Annotated in this window: 14 protein-coding genes; 4 read left to right on the top strand and 10 right to left on the bottom strand. The window is 48.1% G+C overall.

The window, feature by feature from the left end:
• Positions 1–45 precede the first annotated feature (45 nt).
• The 7 genes from BGE37_RS22590 to BGE37_RS22560 form a co-directional block, all read right to left on the bottom strand.
• A complete protein-coding gene (locus BGE37_RS22590; protein ID WP_088542114.1) occupies positions 46–1,524 on the bottom strand; it encodes an FGGY-family carbohydrate kinase in 1,479 nt (492 codons plus the stop codon).
• A 16-nt stretch (positions 1,525–1,540) separates the two neighbouring features.
• On the bottom strand, positions 1,541–2,404 hold the full coding sequence (locus BGE37_RS22585) for an L-ribulose-5-phosphate 3-epimerase (protein WP_001550398.1): 864 nt from the start codon (positions 2,402–2,404) through the stop codon (positions 1,541–1,543).
• The gene (locus BGE37_RS22580) at positions 2,404–3,450 is read right to left on the bottom strand and encodes an ABC transporter permease (RefSeq protein WP_032304270.1); all 1,047 of its coding nucleotides are present in this window, start codon (positions 3,448–3,450) and stop codon (positions 2,404–2,406) included. The genes BGE37_RS22585 and BGE37_RS22580 overlap by 1 nt, the downstream gene beginning before the upstream one ends.
• 13 nt (positions 3,451–3,463) lie before the next feature.
• Positions 3,464–4,456, bottom strand: coding sequence for an ABC transporter permease (locus tag BGE37_RS22575; RefSeq protein ID WP_032304259.1), 993 nt, complete (start codon positions 4,454–4,456; stop codon positions 3,464–3,466).
• Positions 4,449–5,966: a sugar ABC transporter ATP-binding protein gene (locus BGE37_RS22570; RefSeq protein WP_032304258.1), complete on the bottom strand. Its 1,518-nt coding sequence runs from the start codon at positions 5,964–5,966 to the stop codon at positions 4,449–4,451. The genes BGE37_RS22575 and BGE37_RS22570 overlap by 8 nt, the downstream gene beginning before the upstream one ends.
• Positions 5,967–6,029: 63 nt before the next feature.
• Positions 6,030–7,034 carry a substrate-binding domain-containing protein gene (locus BGE37_RS22565; protein WP_032304257.1) on the bottom strand — a complete coding sequence of 335 codons (1,005 nt, stop codon included), beginning with the start codon at positions 7,032–7,034 and terminating at the stop codon, positions 6,030–6,032.
• A 122-nt stretch (positions 7,035–7,156) separates the two neighbouring features.
• A complete protein-coding gene (locus tag BGE37_RS22560) occupies positions 7,157–7,966 on the bottom strand; it encodes a DeoR/GlpR family DNA-binding transcription regulator (RefSeq protein WP_032304256.1) in 810 nt (269 codons plus the stop codon).
• A 453-nt stretch (positions 7,967–8,419) separates the two neighbouring features.
• Here BGE37_RS22560 and araD point away from each other — a divergent pair, with 453 nt between their 5' ends.
• Complete coding sequence (araD, locus tag BGE37_RS22555; protein WP_032304255.1) at positions 8,420–9,112, top strand: L-ribulose-5-phosphate 4-epimerase; 693 nt, start codon at positions 8,420–8,422, stop codon at positions 9,110–9,112.
• Between the two features lie 49 nt (positions 9,113–9,161).
• Here araD and argH read toward each other — a convergent pair whose 3' ends face one another.
• From argH to argC, 3 genes are read right to left on the bottom strand one after another with little or no spacing between them, the layout of a single operon-like run.
• A complete protein-coding gene (gene argH / locus BGE37_RS22550; RefSeq protein ID WP_032304254.1) occupies positions 9,162–10,535 on the bottom strand; it encodes an argininosuccinate lyase in 1,374 nt (457 codons plus the stop codon).
• A 60-nt stretch (positions 10,536–10,595) separates the two neighbouring features.
• A complete protein-coding gene (gene argB, locus BGE37_RS22545) occupies positions 10,596–11,372 on the bottom strand; it encodes an acetylglutamate kinase (protein WP_105288468.1) in 777 nt (258 codons plus the stop codon).
• A 7-nt stretch (positions 11,373–11,379) separates the two neighbouring features.
• Complete coding sequence (argC, locus tag BGE37_RS22540) at positions 11,380–12,384, bottom strand: N-acetyl-gamma-glutamyl-phosphate reductase (RefSeq protein ID WP_105288467.1); 1,005 nt, start codon at positions 12,382–12,384, stop codon at positions 11,380–11,382.
• Positions 12,385–12,537: 153 nt separating this feature from the next.
• Here argC and argE point away from each other — a divergent pair, with 153 nt between their 5' ends.
• The 3 genes from argE to BGE37_RS22525 all read left to right on the top strand — a co-directional run bounded on the left by argE (position 12,538) and on the right by BGE37_RS22525 (position 18,609).
• Complete coding sequence (gene argE / locus BGE37_RS22535; protein WP_105288466.1) at positions 12,538–13,689, top strand: acetylornithine deacetylase; 1,152 nt, start codon at positions 12,538–12,540, stop codon at positions 13,687–13,689.
• Positions 13,690–14,040: 351 nt separating this feature from the next.
• Positions 14,041–16,692: a phosphoenolpyruvate carboxylase gene (ppc, locus tag BGE37_RS22530; protein WP_105288465.1), complete on the top strand. Its 2,652-nt coding sequence runs from the start codon at positions 14,041–14,043 to the stop codon at positions 16,690–16,692.
• A gap of 183 nt (positions 16,693–16,875) precedes the next feature.
• Positions 16,876–18,609 (top strand): phosphoethanolamine transferase CptA, encoded by a 1,734-nt coding sequence (locus BGE37_RS22525; RefSeq protein WP_000556307.1) that lies wholly within the window; start codon positions 16,876–16,878, stop codon positions 18,607–18,609.
• Positions 18,610–18,687: the final 78 nt, after the last annotated feature.

The raw sequence follows: 18,687 nt of genomic DNA, 5'->3' as shown, positions 1-18,687 counted from the left end.
GCCAACGTGAACTTTATGGCTCTCCAGGATCTGCTTTGTTTTCCATCAAACAACGGAGCTCAGCGCACTGGCTACCTGTTTAAAGCGAGCAAACCGTCGCCTGAGCATGTGTGCTTTTTCTACATTCGGTTCAAGACGAATCACGTTGAGCTGCGTAGCCTTCATGGCCTGTTTGAATCCAGAATAAGCCCCTCCTCCTACTGCCGCACACATTGCAGCCGCTCTACAACCTGACTGTTCAATATCGACAATTTCAAGAGGCATTTTGCTGGCATCACAAAACATCTGCATCCAGATTCTGGAATGCGTTGGCCCGCCAGAGAAACGAATCGTTTGCAATGACTTATCAATCTCAATAAGACGGTCCTGATGCAACAAATGAGAAAAGACAACGCCCTGATAAATAGCGTACACCAAATCTTCTCTTTTATGATGCCCACACAGCCCCAAAAATCCCCCGCTTAATGCCTCATGGTAATTCGAGCCAAACAACCACGGGAAAAAGAGAATATCATTCTGTTTCTCATACCCTCGTTCCACCCACTCATTAATCACCCGATAACTGTCAGGAAGACCCGGTAAAAATTGCTGCAAGAACCATGTTAAATTACTGGCTGATGTAGGGCTTCCCTCATGGGCGAAAAATGTACCTGGAATGCTAAATTTCCCCCATACATAGGGATAATCAGAAGGAATAATGCGATCAAAGATTCGCGTTGCAATTGACCAGGTGCCAGCAACCGCACTTAACGTTGTACTGTCATAGATGCCAGAAGTGAGCGCCGCACCAACGACATCAAAAACACCACCAAAAACAGGCGTTCCGGCGAGAAGCCCACATTGGCTGGCTGCTTCAGATGTCACAAACCCAGCTAAATCAGCGGAGCCAATAATATCGGGAACCTTACCCGCAACTTCCTTAATCTCAAATAGGCGAAAAAGTTCAGCATCATAAGCACTGGTATATTGATTATAAAAATTACTGCCTGAAATATTGGTTTCTTCACAAGCCAGTTTGCCAGTAAGCCGTGAACGTATGTAATCATGAACCATCAAAATGGTTCCGATGCGGCCATAATTGTCAGTCTCATGTTTTTTCAACCAATGCAATAGTGCTACAGGGTGCGATGGCCAGAGCTGTTGCAGACTACGGTGATAACTTTCGCGGTCAATTCCTTGTTCTTTCCAGCTTGCAACCAGTTGTTGTGCGCGAGAATCAGAGGAAACAATGCCGTGTCGTAAGGGCTTACCTTGCCGGTCGAGCAGGTACAAACCTTTACCATGAGCAGAAAAACTGATGCCATCAATCTGACTCGCAGTAATATTGTTATCTGACATCGACAGTGAAATGACCTGGCACGTTACCTTCCATAACGCCTCCATGTCGCGTTCGCAAAAACCAGGACATGGGCTTAACAGAGGTAACGCCTGCGAAGAGACACCTATTTCACGTCCTTCTGCCGTATAAATTCCCGCTTTGGTTTCTGTACCACCTAAATCGACACCAATAAAATACCGCTCCATGATCCCTCCTTAGTTTCTAAATATTATCCCAGCCGGCAAGGCGCATTTTCTCTTCAATCCATTGACGTGCATGAATAATTTCTAATAGAGGTTCCGTCGCTTTTTCTGTCCACATTTCTATCAGAAACGTTCCGCGATAATTAAGATTACGCAGGATCTTAAATAATTTAATAAAATCTACACACCCTTCACCAAAAGGAACGTCACGAAATTGCCCTGGAGAATCAGGCGTTACTGGGTACGTATCTTTAAGATGGATTGCGGCAATTCGATCAATCCCCTTTACCAGCTCACTTTCCAGTTCATTACCCCATGCGGTCAGATTGCCAACATCCGGATAAACGGTAAACCAAGGGGAATTAATTTTTGTATCCAGGACTTTCCATTTACTAATAGAATTAATAAATGGCGTATCCATGATCTCTACAGCACACATAACTTGTGCCGCTGCGGCCTGTTCAGCTGTCCAGGCCATCGCATCTTCAAACCAGGCGATAGTTTCTTCATTCTGCGGCTCATAATAAACGTCATAGCCTGCCAGTTGGATTGTTCGAATCCCCAAATCCTGCGCCAGGCGTAACGCCTTCAACATAATCGTACGTGCCTGCTGACGAGTATCTCTATCATGGCTACCAAATGGAAAACGCCGGTGAGCAGACAGGCACATTGTCGGAATACGGATCCCCGTTTGCTGAATGGCGCTAATAAGCTCCATACGCTCGGTGAGCGACCAGTCCAGGCGGGCGAGTCGTTCATCATTCTCATCTACCGACATCTCAACAAAATCAAAACCGCAAGATTTAGCCAGGGCTAGTTTCTCTACCCAACTGGTATTCCTGGGTAGCGCTTTTTCATAAATACCTAACGGGTGGCGTCGCATTATTTTCCCTCACGAGTGATCAATTGTTGTTGAAAGATTTTCCGGCTCTTATTCATGTCACGCTGCAACTGCCATTTTTGTTTGATGAATTTAAATGCCAGTGCGGCGATCAATGTGATCCCCCATACCGCCAGATTGAAATGCAAACTAAGTCCCAACAGACTAAGGCCGGTAGCAATAACCTGAAGCACAAGTAAGGCACAAAAAACATGACTGACTTTACCCGCCCCACCGAATGGATCTGTGCCTCCCAATACAATTGCAAGAACCGTCAAGAGCAGATAGGAATCGCCATAGCCCATACGCGCCGAATTAAATCGCGCGAGCATAATAAGACCTGCTAATACACACAACATGCTGGATATAGCATATATAGCAATTAATACGCGGTCGGTGCGAATACCGCTAAACCATGTGGCGTTAATATTACTGCCACACATATAAATCGTTTTTCCCGTACGGGTTTTGCCGAGGAACAGAGCTAAAGCAACGGTGGTGACGATAAAAATTATCATCGGTACTGGGATCCCCATGATAACTTCAGACCCAATACTGCGGACTACTGGTGGCATACCACTTAAAGCTGCCCCCTTAGTCAGGTAAATACCGATACCACTAATAATGGTCATGCTACCCAATGTGACCAAAATAGGGTGAGCGCCTATATGAGAAATAATTGACCCAGTAATAGCTCCAATGATGATGGCAATAAGCATCGCCCCGACAATAGCCAGGAAGAGCCAAAACAACTGACTACCTGTAGATGCATCTGCGGGTACATATTGAATCAACAGCCAGGCCATAAACAGGCTGGTCAGATTCGCAGTACCGATGATTGCCAGATTGAGCCCCCCGCTCAACATGGGTATAAACATCGCAAACGTGAGCAACCCAAGCTCTGGCAATTGAAATGCAATGCTCAGAAAAGTATTGCCGGTGAAAAAACGCCCCGGCATTACCAGACTAAATAACACCACCGCAATAAAACATATTGATAATAAGCCTGAACTGGTACCATCTAGTGGAAAAAATATCCGCTTGTTCATTTCGATCCTCCCGTTAGACGAAACCAACATCAGTTTCTTTACGTTTTTTGTAATGGGTCACACAAATCGCCGAGACAATAACCACTCCAATAACGATATTGACGAAATAACTCGAGATGCCAATCAAATTAAGGCCGTTTTTAAGAATACCGATAAGAAATACGCCCATAAGCGTACCAATGACCGTACCACGTCCGCCTGATAAACTGGCACCGCCCAATACCGCTGCAGCCAGCACATCCAACTCTCCGCCAACCAATGCATTCGGCACAACTTCACTCATACGATAAGCTTGCAGCATTCCACCAATTGCTGCAGCGGCACCAAGATAACCATAAGCAAACAGATAAATTAGCGACACCCGAATCCCAATACGTCTTGCTGATTCGGTATTCCCTCCCACGGCATAAAGCTGACGCCCAATATGGGTTTTGTTCATTATCATCCACGTCAGAAATGCCATTCCCAGCATAACCACTAACGGTAATCCGATCTGGTAATCTTCTCCGCCAAATTCAAAACTCAGGAAAGAACGCTGCGTAATCCACCAATCCGGTAAATCGTAAATACTGTGGCCATTAGTCAACCACATCAACATACCGAACAGTAGCGACTGCATACTAATCGTAATGATGATGGAAACGACATTAAGGTAATAAATAAGAATAGCGTTTATCAAACCAAAAATGATGCCAAGAAAAACAGCAAACACCAGACAGAAAAATGGATTTGATAGCGTTTCATTAAGCAGTAACGACGCCACAACATATTGCACAACCGAAGCTACTGCTGCAAAAGAGATATCAATTCCGCCAGTAACCAATACGACAAATAATCCGAGGGCGAAAATACCCGTTACGGCATAACTTTCCGAGAGATCGAGCAAGTTCTGTATTGATAAAAACTCATCGCTCATGATGGAAAAAAATACCAGCATGAGAACAATGACCCATCCTAACCAAGCTTCGACTGAACGAGGAAACCGCAGCCGCATAAAGCTAACCATTAATCACCTCCGCCAACTGCTGCTCGGTATAATTCGAAGGCAACAGCTCATTAATAATCTTTCCGCGCTTCATATGAAAAATACGATCGCAGTTATAATAAGCTTCTGGTGCTTCATCAGTAATTAATATCACTGAAATACCCACACCTGAAAGCCGATGAATAAGCTGGTAAATACTATCTTTTGCGCCAATATCTACACCTACCGTTGGCGCATCCAGAATTAAAACCTTAGGTCGTGTTAAAATCCATTTAGCCAGGACAACCTTTTGTTGATTGCCGCCAGATAGCGTTGAAAGTGGATTATTTGGATCGGTGACTTTAATATCCAAATCCTGGATCCACTCCTTGACTAAGGTTTCTTTTCGATTTTCATCAATAAACCCCGATGCCGTCTTTAAACGATCCAGAATCGAGAGCACCATATTATCGCTGATAGATTGGGGTAATACGGCCCCCAGTGTCAGGCGATCTTCTGAAACATATGCTATTCCCAGTTTTACCGCATGCGTGTTGTCTTTAATTGTAACGGGCTTACCTTCCAGATAAATATCACCACTATCTGGTCGAGTAATACCGAAAAGACTCAATGCTAATTCAGTTCTCCCCGCACCAAGTAAACCACACAATCCCAGAACCTCGCCCTGGTGTAGTTTTAGAGAAACATCTTCAAATTGCCCTTTTCTGCATAATTTGTTTAGTTCAAGGACTACTTTGCCTTCAACGCTATTTGGTAGCTTCTTCTGGTGGACTATAGTTTTTCCGGTCATTAACTCAGTAATATCGCCCGGAGAAAGTTGATTGGCAGCCCACGTTCCAATTATCTCTCCATCACGGATGACCGTAATCCGATCTGAAATTTCCTTAACTTCATCAAGGCGGTGGCTAACAAAAACTACGGTAATATTTTTATCGCGTAAGTAATTCACTGTGCGTAGTAATTGATTAACTTCTGTACGCGTCAATGATGCCGTTGGCTCGTCCATGATGACTAACCGGGCATCGGCAATCAGAGCCCGGCAAATCGCGACCTGTTGGCGTTGTGCAATCGGCAAATGTTGTACTAACGCATCAGGATCGAGATTGAATTGCAGCTCCTGAATTATTTTCTGCGATACATCTCGAAGTTGTTTTTTTCTGTGCAGCCCTAAATATCCCTTCAGGTTGTATTCAAAAGCGATATTTTCAGCAACAGAAAGATTTGGGAATAAAGAAAGATCCTGATATATCACCTGAATACCCAGTTCCCGAGCTTTATCAGGAGAAAGACGAGTCCAGGACTTACCATCTATAATAATTTCACTTCCCGAATCAGGGACATAAACACCACACAGCGTTTTGATCAGAGTACTTTTACCACACCCATTCGCACCAGCAAGACAATGAACCTCACCTTTATTTAAGGTAAGATTGATATTCTTTAGAGCCCTATGGCCACCGAAACTTTTCGTTAGTGACCTTAGCGTCACTAATGGTTGCTCCGCATTCTTCTCTATAATATGAGGCATCATAATATTCCTGAATACGACTAAAGGAATTCCGGGTCAAATTTGACCCGGTGATTTACGGTAAAATTACAAGCCTAGCTTCACTAAACGTCGTGTATTTTCAAGATCGAGCTTTTCTGGATTATCACTATAAATAGTGTTGTTATTAACCTTGATCTCGCCCATATCACCGATTTTTACACCGTCTTTAATAGGTTCACCGTTCATCATTGCCGTCGCAACCTGGACAAAAACCTTACCCGCAATCATAGGGTTTGAAATATATCCCCCATCAATGGCACCTTTTTCGAGTAGCTTAATTCCCTGACCTGGAGTGAAGGTTCCAAAAACGCAAATTGCATCATTTTTCTTCCGCTTATCAATAGCACGCCCCGCACCAATTGGTCCTTGTGAACCAAATGACATAATGCCTTTAAGATCTTTATATTTAGACATTAAATCGTTCGTCGTGCGCATTGAATCATCCACCGACTCAGCAACACCAAAACGATCTTCAACCAACGTCATATTTGGATAATGTTCTTTTTGATAGGCAATCGCGGCATTGGCCCAGTCATTTACCAAAGGCACAGTCAGACTGCCGACAAACATGGCGTATTTACCTTCTTCGCCCATACACTTCGCCATATCTTTCATATGATTGGCACCCATTGTCTGGGTATTTAACAACTCAAAATCCCAATCTGCATTTTTTTGATCTGGTGATTCGTGGGTAATAACTTTAATACCGGCTTCTTGTGCACGCTTAAGTACAGGTTCAAGAACCTTTGCATCGTTAGGAACAACACCAATAACATCCACTTTTCGTGCAATTAAATCTTCAATCGCCCGAACCTGTTCAGCTGGATCTGCCGTTGTAGGGCCGACCTGCCATGCATCAACCCCCAATAGTTTTCCTTCATTTTTAATGCCTTGTTCCATCACATTAAACCAGGGAATTCCACCGACTTTTACTACTACCCCCATCGTAAAAGGTTTATTCGCTTTTTGTGATGTTACAGTCTGATCAGCCCATGCAGCAGTGGAAGATAATACGGTAGCAATAAGGCAGGGTAAGATTAATTTTTTCATCGTAATTTCCTTAAGAAATAGTTCAGGTGTCAGGAAAACTCGATATAATATCGACCTGACTATTTATATAATTTATAATCCCTTAGGCATTGATTAATAATTTAGACAATAAATAACGCCTATTATTTATCAACCTCCACAATGTTTAATTGTGGAAATTGTGTTCGATACCGAGTATCTGTACAAACATTAGTCACCAGAATATCGATTTCATCCAGCGTGCATATTTTACTAAATGCATACTGTTCAAACTTAGTGGAGTCGACCAGCAATATTTTTTGTCCTGACACCTGAAGCATCACCTGTTTAAGTCTGGCATTAATTTCACTGCCATCGCGGACACCATTCCCCAGATTCAACCCCTGGCATGAAAAGAAAAAACTGTTGATTTGAAAATTTCGGATCGCACTCTCTGCAACCGGGCCATGAAAATCATCATGTCGCTCAGAATACTCACCACCGATACCAATAATTCGAACTCGATCACGGCAAGCTAACGCCTGAATTATCCGTAATGAATTTGTAACTACGGTAACATCTATATCGGGAATTTGACGAGCTAAAAACCAACAAGTACTACTGTTATCCATTAAAATACAATCACCAGGGTGAATAAATTGCAATGCGGCCTTCGCAATTCTGGCTTTTATATCAGGATTTTCTTCAGTCCGTTTACGGAATGATTCCGCACGATCGATACTATTATCTTGCCACGCATTATCGGCGAGCATAACCGGAGCGCTATCAGATGAATCCAGAGCGACCGCGCCACCAAAGCTACGGATTAACTTTTTGTTGCGCTCCAGTACCGTTAAATCCCGACGAATTGTCTCAGGAGACGCTTTAAATAATCGTGATAATTCAGTTACCCGCACAGCACCTTGTTTTTGTACATGTGCGCATATCATTTTATGGCGCTCTGCCTGCAACATAGTATCGGTCCGTTATTATCAAATTAGCATGCTTATATAATTAACTGTTCCCTCATAAAATAAAGTGATAGGAATCAAGATTCATTTTATAATTATAATCGCAAACAGGAATGGTGATCTTTATCACAAATTAAATTGAGAACACTCTACTATTTGACATTACTTTGAGATATCGGTCACTAAATAAGTCTTATTCTGCCATCTAACGAAAAATTTAAATACAAAAACAAAAATAATCGGGCATAGCAATCGCTTCCATTCATGACCGAATACGCCCGAATAAAACCGTTTATACCCACTTATCCTCTTTCGTTGCCTTCTTACATGCCTTGAATATTTTACATTTCTTATATTCAGCGTAATTTAGGAAACATAATTTATGAGCAAAAAAAGCCCAAACTCAAAAGTTAAAGTTTATTTATATAATACATACAGATTATCGTGGAGTTAAAAATGGATATGCTAAAGGAAAAAGTTCTTGCTGCGAATTTATCATTACCCCTTCATCAGTTAGTGACGTTTACCTGGGGAAATGTTAGTGGTGTTGATCGCGAAAAAGGTGTCATGGTTATTAAACCTTCTGGGGTCGAATACAGCCAAATGGGCATTGCAGATATGGTGGTAGTGGATTTACAAAGTGGTGAAGTTATTGATGGACACAGGAAACCCTCTTCAGACACCGATACTCATCTGGCGCTATACCGTGCTTTCCCGGATATTGGTGGTATCGTTCATACCCATTCCCGACACGCCACAATATGGGCTCAGGCCGGAAAAGATCTCACGGCCTTTGGGACAACCCACGCTGATTATTTCTACGGCACTATCCCCTGTACACGCCCCATGAAGGATGACGAAATTAATGGACAATATGAATATGAAACGGGGCGAGTGATTATTGAAACGTTCAGACAACGAGAAATATCTCCCGCTGACATTCCGGCTGTTTTAGTAAACAGTCATGGCCCCTTTGCCTGGGGAACTGATCCCGCGAACGCCGTGCATAACGCCGTTGTACTTGAAGAAATTGCCTATATGAATCTCTTTACACAACAACTACAGCCCCATCTTACGGCTATTCAACAGCCTCTACTGGATAAGCATTTTTTACGCAAGCATGGTGCCAATGCTTATTACGGGCAGTAACCCTCTTAGCATGGCCTGGCGTTTTGCCAAGCCATAAATCGCCTAAGACTTACTCCAACCGCGCCTGCGCAAAAGCAATCGCCTGCGCCACCTGCTGCGGTGAGACGCCGCCTTTTGCCGCACGCTTGTCGAGGCACGATTGCAGCGACAGAATCGGATAGACATCTTCGCCAATCACCTGACTGAATTTCTGCAACTCACTGAGCGGCAGATCTTCCAGCGGTTTGCCCTGACGAATGGCTTCCACCACCGCTTCACCAACAATATGGTGCGCCTCGCGGAACGGCACACCTTTCGCCACCAGGTAATCCGCCAGTTCAGTGGCGTTCGCATACCCCTGCTGCGCCGCTTCCTGGCAACGTGGGCGTTTCACCTGAATGCCGTCCAGCACCAGCGCCGCCATATGCAGGCAGTCCAGCCAGGTATCGAGCGCGTCGAATAAGCCCTCTTTGTCTTCCTGCATATCTTTGTTGTAAGCCAGCGGCAAACCTTTCAGCGTCATCATCATGCCAGTCAACGCGCCCTGAACACGACCGCATTTACCCCGAATCAGCTCCAGCGCATCCGGGTTTTTCTTCTGCGGCATTAATGATGAACCGGAAGTCACGCGATCAGAAAGCTCCACAAAACCCGCTTCGCCGGTGTTAAAGAAAATCAGATCTTCGGCAAAACGCGACAAATGCACCATACCGATAGCGGCGGCAGAAAGCAGTTCCAGCACGTGGTCGCGGTCAGAAACGCTGTCGAGACTGTTACGGGTCGCCGAGGCAAAGCCCAGCCAGCCTGCTAACTGTTCACGGTCGATTTCATAAGCCGTTCCCGCCAGTGCGCCACAGCCTAACGGGCTGACATCCAGACGCTTAAGCGCATCCTGCAAACGACTTTCATCACGCGCCAGCATCTCAACATAGGCCAGGCACCAGTGCGCGAACGTCACCGGCTGGGCGCGTTGCAGGTGAGTGTAACCAGGCATTACCGCGTCCTGATTATTCTGCGCGGTCTCGACCAGAGCGGATTGTAACTGTCGGTTAGCCGTCAGTAACTCGCTAACGGTATCTTTGCACCACAGTTTCAGGTCAGTCGCTACCTGATCATTACGGCTACGCCCGGTGTGCAGTTTTTTGCCTAACTGGCCCACTTTGTCGATCAGTTTGCCTTCTACCCAGCTATGGATATCTTCAGCGTCGCTTTCAAGAATTTGTTGTGGTCTGGCGCGAACATCTTCCAGCAGCACATTGAGCGCCTCTTCCAGTTGCACCTGTTCTTCTGCGGTTAACACGCCTACCGTTACCAGCGCTTTGGACCAGGCCACAGAGCCAACAATATCCTGCTCCGCCAGACGGTAATCAAAGCGCAGTGAGTCGTTGAATTGTTTAAACCGTTGATCTGCTGCCTGGGTAAAACGCCCGCCCCAAAGTGCCATAACTCTGTTTCCTTATTTTGAAATTCAATGCCAGAAAGCTACGTCTCCGGCCAACAAAACTTAAGCTAAAATCCGCGTACCCATCGGCATACCGTTAAACAGTGCCGGAAGCTGTTCCGCATGACGCCAGGAAGCGATATCTACCGGGCGGCCCAGCGTGCGCGCAGCATCCAGCGCCGCGTTCACTTTCACTATCATGCCGTCAGTAATAATGCCCTGCTCAATCAGTTGTTCTGCTTTCGCGGCGGTCATTTCGGCAATACGTTGCCCTTTGCCGTCGAGAATACCGCTGACATCAGAGAGCAAAATCAGATCTGCGCCCAGCGTTGCCGCCAGCGCCGTCGCCGCCTGGTCGGCATTGACGTTCATCAGTTGCCCTTCGTCTGTTACGCCAATGGAGCTGACCACCGGCAGATAACCGTTCTCCAGCAATGTGTTGATAAGCTTAGGCGAACCTGGCTGCGCCAGTCCAACATGGCCTAACTCTTCATCGAGCTGGGTCACTTTTACGCTGTCGCCGTCACCAAGAAACAGGCCTACGCCAGCAATCTGATGTTTCTTCGCCCACGCCAGCAAGGTTTTATTTGCCGTTCCCGCCAGCGCCCCGGTGATAATGTCTATCTGATCCGCAGGCGTCACCCGCAGGCCATTTTTCTTTTTCACCGGCAGATTCAGCCCTTTCATTAGTTCATCCACCACGCAGCCGCCGCCGTGAACAATCACCAGCGGACGCTGATGTGACTCACGATAATTCACCAGTGCGCTAAACAGACGTTCCAGCGCCTCTTCGCTATCCAACAGTACGCCGCCCAGTTTGATAATTAATGGATTCATCATTGCACCCTTAAATAAGAGACTGCGTTTCCGCATAGCCGAAACGAATATTGGCGCACTGTACCGCTTGTGCCGCCGCACCTTTCAGTAAGTTGTCTTCGGTCGCCACAATAATCAGATGCTCGCCCTGAACTGCAAACCCGATATCGCAAAACGGCAGCCCGACGACATTTTTCAGCGCCGGAACGCCTTTGTCATACAACCGTACCAACGGTTTATGGGCATACGCCTGCTGCAACGCTTGCGCGACTTGCGCCTGGTTTACACCATGCTTCAGGCGGCAGGTAATGGTTTCGAGAATGCCACGAGGGAAATTGCCCAGATGCGGGGTGAAAATCACGTCAGCACCGAGATGCGTGGCGATCTCCGGTTGATGGCGATGGGTAAAGACACCGTATGGTTGCAGGCTAACTTCGCAAAAGCTGTTTGAAATTGCCGCTTTACGTCCTGCACCGCTCACACCGCTGGTGGCGTTGATGACCGGCCACTGATTGAGGTCAAGGAGATCGGCGTCAATCAACGGTTTCAGCGCCAACTGCGCTGCCGTCGGATAACAGCCCGGCACCGCAATCAAGTTCGCTTCTTTTAATTTATTGCCACACCACTCCGCCAGCCCATAAGCCGCCTGATCAAGCAGTTCCGGGTATTGATGGGTAAAGCCGTAATATTTTTCATAGAAGGCGGCGTCATTAACGCGAAACGCGCCGGAAAGGTCGAACACCACACAGCCTGCTTCGAGAAATTGCGGCGCTAAATCGTGGCTAACTTCATGGGCGGTGGCGAGAAACACCACGTCCACCCCTGGGCTAAACTCGCTGATATCCGACATCGGCTGCAACGGCAGATCAACGACGCCTTTGAGCTGCGGATGCAAATCGGAGATTAACTTTCCCGCATCATTGCTTTGCGCTGAGACAGTCAAAGCGGTTATGTTCATATGCGGATGGCGATTTACATAGGTCACTAGCTCTGCGCCAGCATAACCGCTGGCACCCACAATCAGCGTATTCAACATCGGGGCTATTCACCTTCTTATGTCTGGTTGCCTGGTTAAACGTAAAACATTCACCTTACGGCTGGTGGGTTTTATTACGCTCAACGTTAGTGTATTTTTATTCACAATTAATGCATGAATATTGATACTATCATGACCAGAGGTGTGTCAACAATGAAAAACAAATTACCGCCATTTATCGAGATTTACCGCGCTCTGATTGCCACACCTTCAATAAGCGCTACGGAAGAGGCTCTCGATCAAAGCAATGCAGATTTAATCACTCTGCTGGCGGGCTGGTTTAAAAATTTGGGCTTCAATGTGGAAGTGCAGCCCGTGCCAGGAACTCGCAACAAATTTAATATGCTGGCAAGTTGCGGACAGGGTGCTGGCGGCCTGCTGCTGGCCGGTCATACTGATACCGTACCGTTTGATGATGGGCGCTGGACGCGCGATCCGTTTACGCTGACGGAACATGACGGCAAGCTTTACGGCTTAGGCACTGCCGACATGAAAGGCTTCTTTGCGTTTATCCTCGATGCGCTGCGCGACGTCGACGTCACGAAACTGAAAAAGCCGCTCTACATTCTGGCGACTGCCGATGAAGAAACCAGTATGGCCGGAGCGCGTTATTTTGCCGAAACTACCGCCCTGCGCCCGGATTGCGCCATCATTGGCGAGCCAACGTCGCTGCAACCGGTACGCGCGCATAAAGGCCACATCTCAAATGCCATTCGAATTATGGGTCAGTCGGGCCACTCCAGCGATCCGTCGCGCGGGGTTAACGCTATCGAACTGATGCACGACGCCATTGGCCATATTTTGCAATTGCGCGATAACCTGAAAGAACACTATCACTATGAAGCGTTTACCGTGCCATACCCCACGCTCAACCTCGGGCATATTCACGGCGGCGACGCCTCTAACCGAATTTGCGCTTGTTGTGAGTTGCATATGGATATTCGTCCGCTGCCTGGCATGACGCTCAATGAACTTAACGGCTTGCTCAACGACGCGCTGGCGCCGGTGAGCGAACGCTGGCCGGGTCGTCTGACGGTCGAAGAGTTGCACCCACCGATCCCAGGCTATGAATGCCCGCCAAATCATCAACTGGTTGAAGTGGTTGAGAAATTGCTCGGAGCAAAGACCGAAGTGGTTAACTACTGTACCGAAGCGCCGTTTATTCAGACATTATGCCCGACACTGGTGCTAGGCCCTGGCTCAATTAATCAGGCCCATCAACCTGATGAATACCTGGAGACGCGTTTTATCAAGCCCACCCGTGAGCTTATCACCCAGGTAATTCACCATTTCTGCTGGCATTAAAACGCAGGCTGGATAAGGCGTTTACGCCGCATCCGGCACCGTTGTCAAACGCCAGCGCCGCAATAATGTCGGATGCGATGCTTACGCATCTTATCCGACCTACACTTTTGGTGTTATGTGCGGCGAATTTTTAACATTCCCATAAGTTACGCTTATTTAAAGCGTCGTGAATTTAATGGCGTAAATTCCTGCTATTTATTCGTTTGCTGAAGCGATTTCGCAGCATTTGACGTCATCGCTTTTACGTGGCTTTATAAAAGACGACGAAAAGCAAAGCCCGAGCATATTCGCGCCAATGCGACGTGAAGGATACAGGGCTATCAAACGATAAGATGGGGTGTCTGGGGTAATATGAACGAACAATATTCCGCATTGCGTAGTAATGTCAGTATGCTCGGCAAAGTGCTGGGGGAAACCATCAAGGATGCGTTGGGAGAACACATTCTTGAACGCGTTGAAACTATCCGTAAGTTGTCCAAATCTTCACGCGCTGGCAATGATGCTAACCGCCAGGAGTTGCTCACCACTTTACAAAATTTGTCGAACGACGAGCTGCTGCCCGTTGCGCGTGCGTTTAGTCAGTTCCTGAATCTGGCTAACACCGCCGAGCAATACCATAGCATTTCGCCGAAAGGCGAAGCAGCCAACAATCCGGAAGTGATCGCCCGCACCCTGCGTAAACTGAAAAACCAGCCGGAACTGAGCGAAGACACCATCAAAAAAGCAGTGGAATCGCTGTCGCTGGAACTGGTCCTCACGGCTCACCCAACCGAAATTACCCGTCGTACGCTGATCCACAAAATGGTGGAAGTGAACGCCTGCTTAAAACAGCTCGACAACAAAGATATCGCCGACTACGAACATAACCAACTGATGCGCCGCCTGCGCCAGTTGATCGCCCAGTCATGGCATACCGATGAAATCCGTAAGCTGCGCCCAAGCCCGGTAGATGAGGCCAAATGGGGCTTTGCCGTAGTAGAAAACAGCCTGTGGCAAGGCGTACCGAATTACCTGCGCGAACTGAACGAACAACTGGAAGAGAACCTCGGCTACAAACTACCCGTCGAATTTGTTCCGGTGCGTTTTACCTCGTGGATGGGCGGCGACCGCGACGGAAACCCGAACGTCACTGCCGATATCACCCGCCACGTCCTGCTGCTCAGCCGCTGGAAAGCCACCGATCTGTTCCTGAAAGATATTCAAGTTCTGGTTTCTGAACTGTCGATGGTTGAAGCAACTCCGGAACTGCTGGCGCTGGTCGGCGAAGAAGGTGCCGCAGAACCGTATCGCTATCTGATGAAAAACCTGCGTTCCCGCTTGATGGCGACACAGGCATGGCTGGAAGCGCGCCTGAAAGGTGAAGAAGTACCAAAACCAGAGGGTCTGCTGACGCAGAACGAAGAACTGTGGGAGCCGCTCTACGCTTGCTACCAGTCCCTTCAGGCGTGTGGCATGGGTATTATTGCCAACGGCGATCTGCTCGACACCCTGCGCCGCGTGAAATGTTTCGGTGTACCGCTGGTCCGTATTGATATCCGTCAGGAGAGCACCCGTCATACCGAAGCGCTGGGCGAACTGACCCGCTACCTCGGCATCGGCGACTACGAAAGCTGGTCAGAGGCCGACAAACAGGCGTTCCTGATCCGCGAACTGAACTCCAAACGCCCTCTTCTGCCGCGTAACTGGCAACCGAGCGCCGAAACGCGCGAAGTACTTGATACCTGTCAGGTAATTGCTGAAGCACCGCAAGGTTCCATTGCCGCCTACGTGATCTCGATGGCAAAAACGCCGTCCGACGTACTGGCTGTACACCTGCTGCTGAAAGAAGCGGGTATTGGATTTGCGATGCCGGTTGCACCGCTGTTTGAAACCCTTGATGACCTGAACAACGCCAACGATGTCATGACCCAGTTGCTCAATATCGACTGGTATCGCGGCCTGATTCAGGGCAAACAGATGGTGATGATTGGCTATTCCGACTCAGCAAAAGATGCGGGGGTGATGGCGGCTTCCTGGGCGCAATATCAGGCACAGGATGCATTAATCAAAACCTGCGAAAAAGCGGGTATTGAACTGACGCTGTTCCACGGCCGCGGCGGTTCCATTGGTCGCGGCGGCGCACCTGCCCATGCGGCGCTGCTGTCACAACCGCCAGGAAGCCTGAAAGGCGGCCTGCGCGTGACCGAACAGGGCGAGATGATCCGCTTTAAATATGGTCTGCCAGAAATCACCGTTAGCAGCCTGTCGCTGTACACCGGGGCGATTCTGGAAGCCAACCTGCTGCCACCGCCGGAGCCGAAAGAGAGCTGGCGTCGCATTATGGATGAACTGTCAGTCATCTCCTGCGATCTCTACCGTGGCTACGTACGTGAAAACAAAGATTTTGTGCCGTACTTCCGCTCCGCTACGCCGGAACAAGAGCTGGGCAAACTGCCGTTGGGTTCACGTCCGGCGAAACGTCGCCCGACCGGCGGCGTCGAGTCACTGCGCGCCATTCCGTGGATTTTTGCCTGGACACAAAACCGCCTGATGCTCCCCGCCTGGCTGGGTGCAGGTACGGCGCTGCAAAAAGTGGTCGAAGATGGCAAGCAGAGCGAACTGGAAGCCATGTGCCGCGACTGGCCATTCTTCTCGACGCGTCTCGGCATGCTGGAGATGGTCTTCGCCAAAGCAGACCTGTGGCTGGCGGAATACTATGATCAACGTCTGGTAGACAAAGCATTATGGCCGTTAGGTAAAGAGTTACGTAATCTGCAAGAAGAAGACATCAAAGTGGTGCTGGCGATTGCCAACGATTCTCACCTGATGGCCGATCTGCCGTGGATTGCGGAGTCTATTCAGCTGCGAAATATTTACACCGACCCACTGAACGTATTGCAGGCCGAGTTGCTACACCGCTCCCGCCAGGCAGAAAAAGAAGGCCAGGAACCGGATCCTCGCGTCGAGCAAGCGTTAATGGTTACTATTGCCGGGATTGCGGCAGGTATGCGTAATACCGGCTAATCTTCCCCCCTCCTGCAAACCCTCGTGCTTTTGCGCGAGGGTTTTCTGAAATACTTCTGTTCTAACACCCTCGTTTTCAATATATTTCTGTCTGCATTTTATTCAAATTCTGGATATCCCTTCAGATATCCTTAAGGAATTGTCGTTACATTCGGCGATATTTTTTCAAGACAGGTTCTTACTATGCATTCCACAGAAGTCCAGGCTAAACCTCTTTTTAGCTGGAAAGCCCTGGGTTGGGCACTGCTCTACTTTTGGTTTTTCTCTACCTTGCTACAGGCCATTATTTATATCAGTGGCTATAGTGGCACCAACGGCATTCGCGACTCGCTGTTATTCAGTTCGCTGTGGTTGATCCCGGTATTCCTTTTTCCGAAGCGGATTAAAATTATTGCCGCAGTAATCGGCGTAGTGTTATGGGCGGCCTCTCTGGCGGCGCTGTGCTACTACGTCATCTACGGTCAGGAGTTCTCGCAGAGCGTTCTGTTTGTGATGTTCGAAACCAACACCAACGAAGCCAGCGAGTATTTAAGCCAGTATTTCAGCCTGAAAATTGTGCTTATCGCGCTGGCCTATACGGCGGTGGCAGTTCTGCTGTGGACACGCCTGCGCCCGGTCTATATTCCAAAGCCGTGGCGTTATGTTGTCTCTTTTGCCCTGCTTTATGGCTTGATTCTGCATCCGATCGCCATGAATACGTTTATCAAAAACAAGCCGTTTGAGAAAACGTTGGATAACCTGGCATCGCGTATGGAGCCTGCCGCACCGTGGCAATTCCTGACCGGCTATTATCAGTATCGTCAGCAACTAAACTCGCTAACAAAGCTACTGAATGAAAATAATGCCTTGCCGCCGCTGGCTAATTTCAAAGATGAATCGGGTAACGAACCGCGCACCTTAGTGCTGGTGATTGGCGAGTCGACCCAGCGTGGACGCATGAGTCTGTACGGTTATCCGCGTGAAACCACGCCGGAGCTGGATGCGCTGCATAAAACCGATCCGAATCTGACCGTGTTTAATAACGTGGTGACGTCTCGTCCGTACACCATTGAAATCCTGCAGCAGGCGCTGACTTTTGCCAATGAAAAGAACCCAGATCTGTATCTGACGCAGCCGTCGCTGATGAACATGATGAAACAGGCGGGTTATAAAACCTTCTGGATCACCAACCAGCAGACGATGACCGCCCGCAATACCATGCTGACGGTATTTTCGCGCCAGACCGACAAGCAGTACTACATGAACCAGCAACGTACGCAGAGTGCGCGTGAATACGACACCAACGTGCTGAAGCCGTTCCAGGAAGTGCTGAATGACCCTGCGCCGAAGAAACTGATCATCGTTCATCTGCTGGGTACGCATATCAAATACAAATACCGCTACCCGGAAAATCAGGGCAAGTTTGATGGCAATACCGATCATGTTCCGCCGGGACTAAGCGCAGAAGAGCTGGAGTCATATAACGATTATGATAACGCTAACCTGTATAACGATCATGTGGTTGCCAGCCTGATTAAAGACTTTAAAGCAGCAGACCCGAACGGTTTCCTGGTTTACTTCTCTGACCACGGTGAAGAGGTTTACGACACGCCACCGCACAAAACTCAGGGGCGTAATGAAGACAATCCGACGCGCCACATGTACACCATTCCGTTCTTGCTGTGGACGTCAGAAAAATGGCAGGCAACTCATCCGCGTGATTTCTCGCAGGATGTTGATCGTAAATACAGCCTGGCGGAACTGATCCACACCTGGTCAGATTTGGCGGGCTTATCTTACGACGGTTACGATCCAACCCGTTCAGTGGTGAATCCGCAGTTCAAAGAAACTACCCGCTGGATTGGTAACCCGTACAAGAAAAACGCGCTGATCGATTACGACACTCTGCCGTATGGCGATCAGGTGGGTAATCAGTAAATGACCTTTGTATCGCGTCTGGCGCTATTTGCCGGATGCGATACTGGCACAATGTTTACATCGCACTCCCATCAGGCC

This window comes from Escherichia sp. MOD1-EC6300 (assembly GCF_002965045.1).
Taxonomy (GTDB): Bacteria; Pseudomonadota; Gammaproteobacteria; order Enterobacterales; family Enterobacteriaceae; genus Escherichia; species Escherichia coli_F.
This window is presented reverse-complemented; position numbering and strand designations above follow the sequence as displayed.

Coding starts and splice junctions, on each gene's coding strand:
- BGE37_RS22590 (WP_088542114.1), bottom strand. CDS start 1,524: ATGGAGCGGTATTTTATTGGTGTCGATTTAGGTGGTACAGAAACCAAA.
- BGE37_RS22585 (WP_001550398.1), bottom strand. CDS start 2,404: ATGCGACGCCACCCGTTAGGTATTTATGAAAAAGCGCTACCCAGGAAT.
- BGE37_RS22580 (WP_032304270.1), bottom strand. CDS start 3,450: ATGAACAAGCGGATATTTTTTCCACTAGATGGTACCAGTTCAGGCTTA.
- BGE37_RS22575 (WP_032304259.1), bottom strand. CDS start 4,456: ATGGTTAGCTTTATGCGGCTGCGGTTTCCTCGTTCAGTCGAAGCTTGG.
- BGE37_RS22570 (WP_032304258.1), bottom strand. CDS start 5,966: ATGATGCCTCATATTATAGAGAAGAATGCGGAGCAACCATTAGTGACG.
- BGE37_RS22565 (WP_032304257.1), bottom strand. CDS start 7,034: ATGAAAAAATTAATCTTACCCTGCCTTATTGCTACCGTATTATCTTCC.
- BGE37_RS22560 (WP_032304256.1), bottom strand. CDS start 7,966: ATGTTGCAGGCAGAGCGCCATAAAATGATATGCGCACATGTACAAAAA.
- araD (WP_032304255.1), top strand. CDS start 8,420: ATGGATATGCTAAAGGAAAAAGTTCTTGCTGCGAATTTATCATTACCC.
- argH (WP_032304254.1), bottom strand. CDS start 10,535: ATGGCACTTTGGGGCGGGCGTTTTACCCAGGCAGCAGATCAACGGTTT.
- argB (WP_105288468.1), bottom strand. CDS start 11,372: ATGATGAATCCATTAATTATCAAACTGGGCGGCGTACTGTTGGATAGC.
- argC (WP_105288467.1), bottom strand. CDS start 12,384: ATGTTGAATACGCTGATTGTGGGTGCCAGCGGTTATGCTGGCGCAGAG.
- argE (WP_105288466.1), top strand. CDS start 12,538: ATGAAAAACAAATTACCGCCATTTATCGAGATTTACCGCGCTCTGATT.
- ppc (WP_105288465.1), top strand. CDS start 14,041: ATGAACGAACAATATTCCGCATTGCGTAGTAATGTCAGTATGCTCGGC.
- BGE37_RS22525 (WP_000556307.1), top strand. CDS start 16,876: ATGCATTCCACAGAAGTCCAGGCTAAACCTCTTTTTAGCTGGAAAGCC.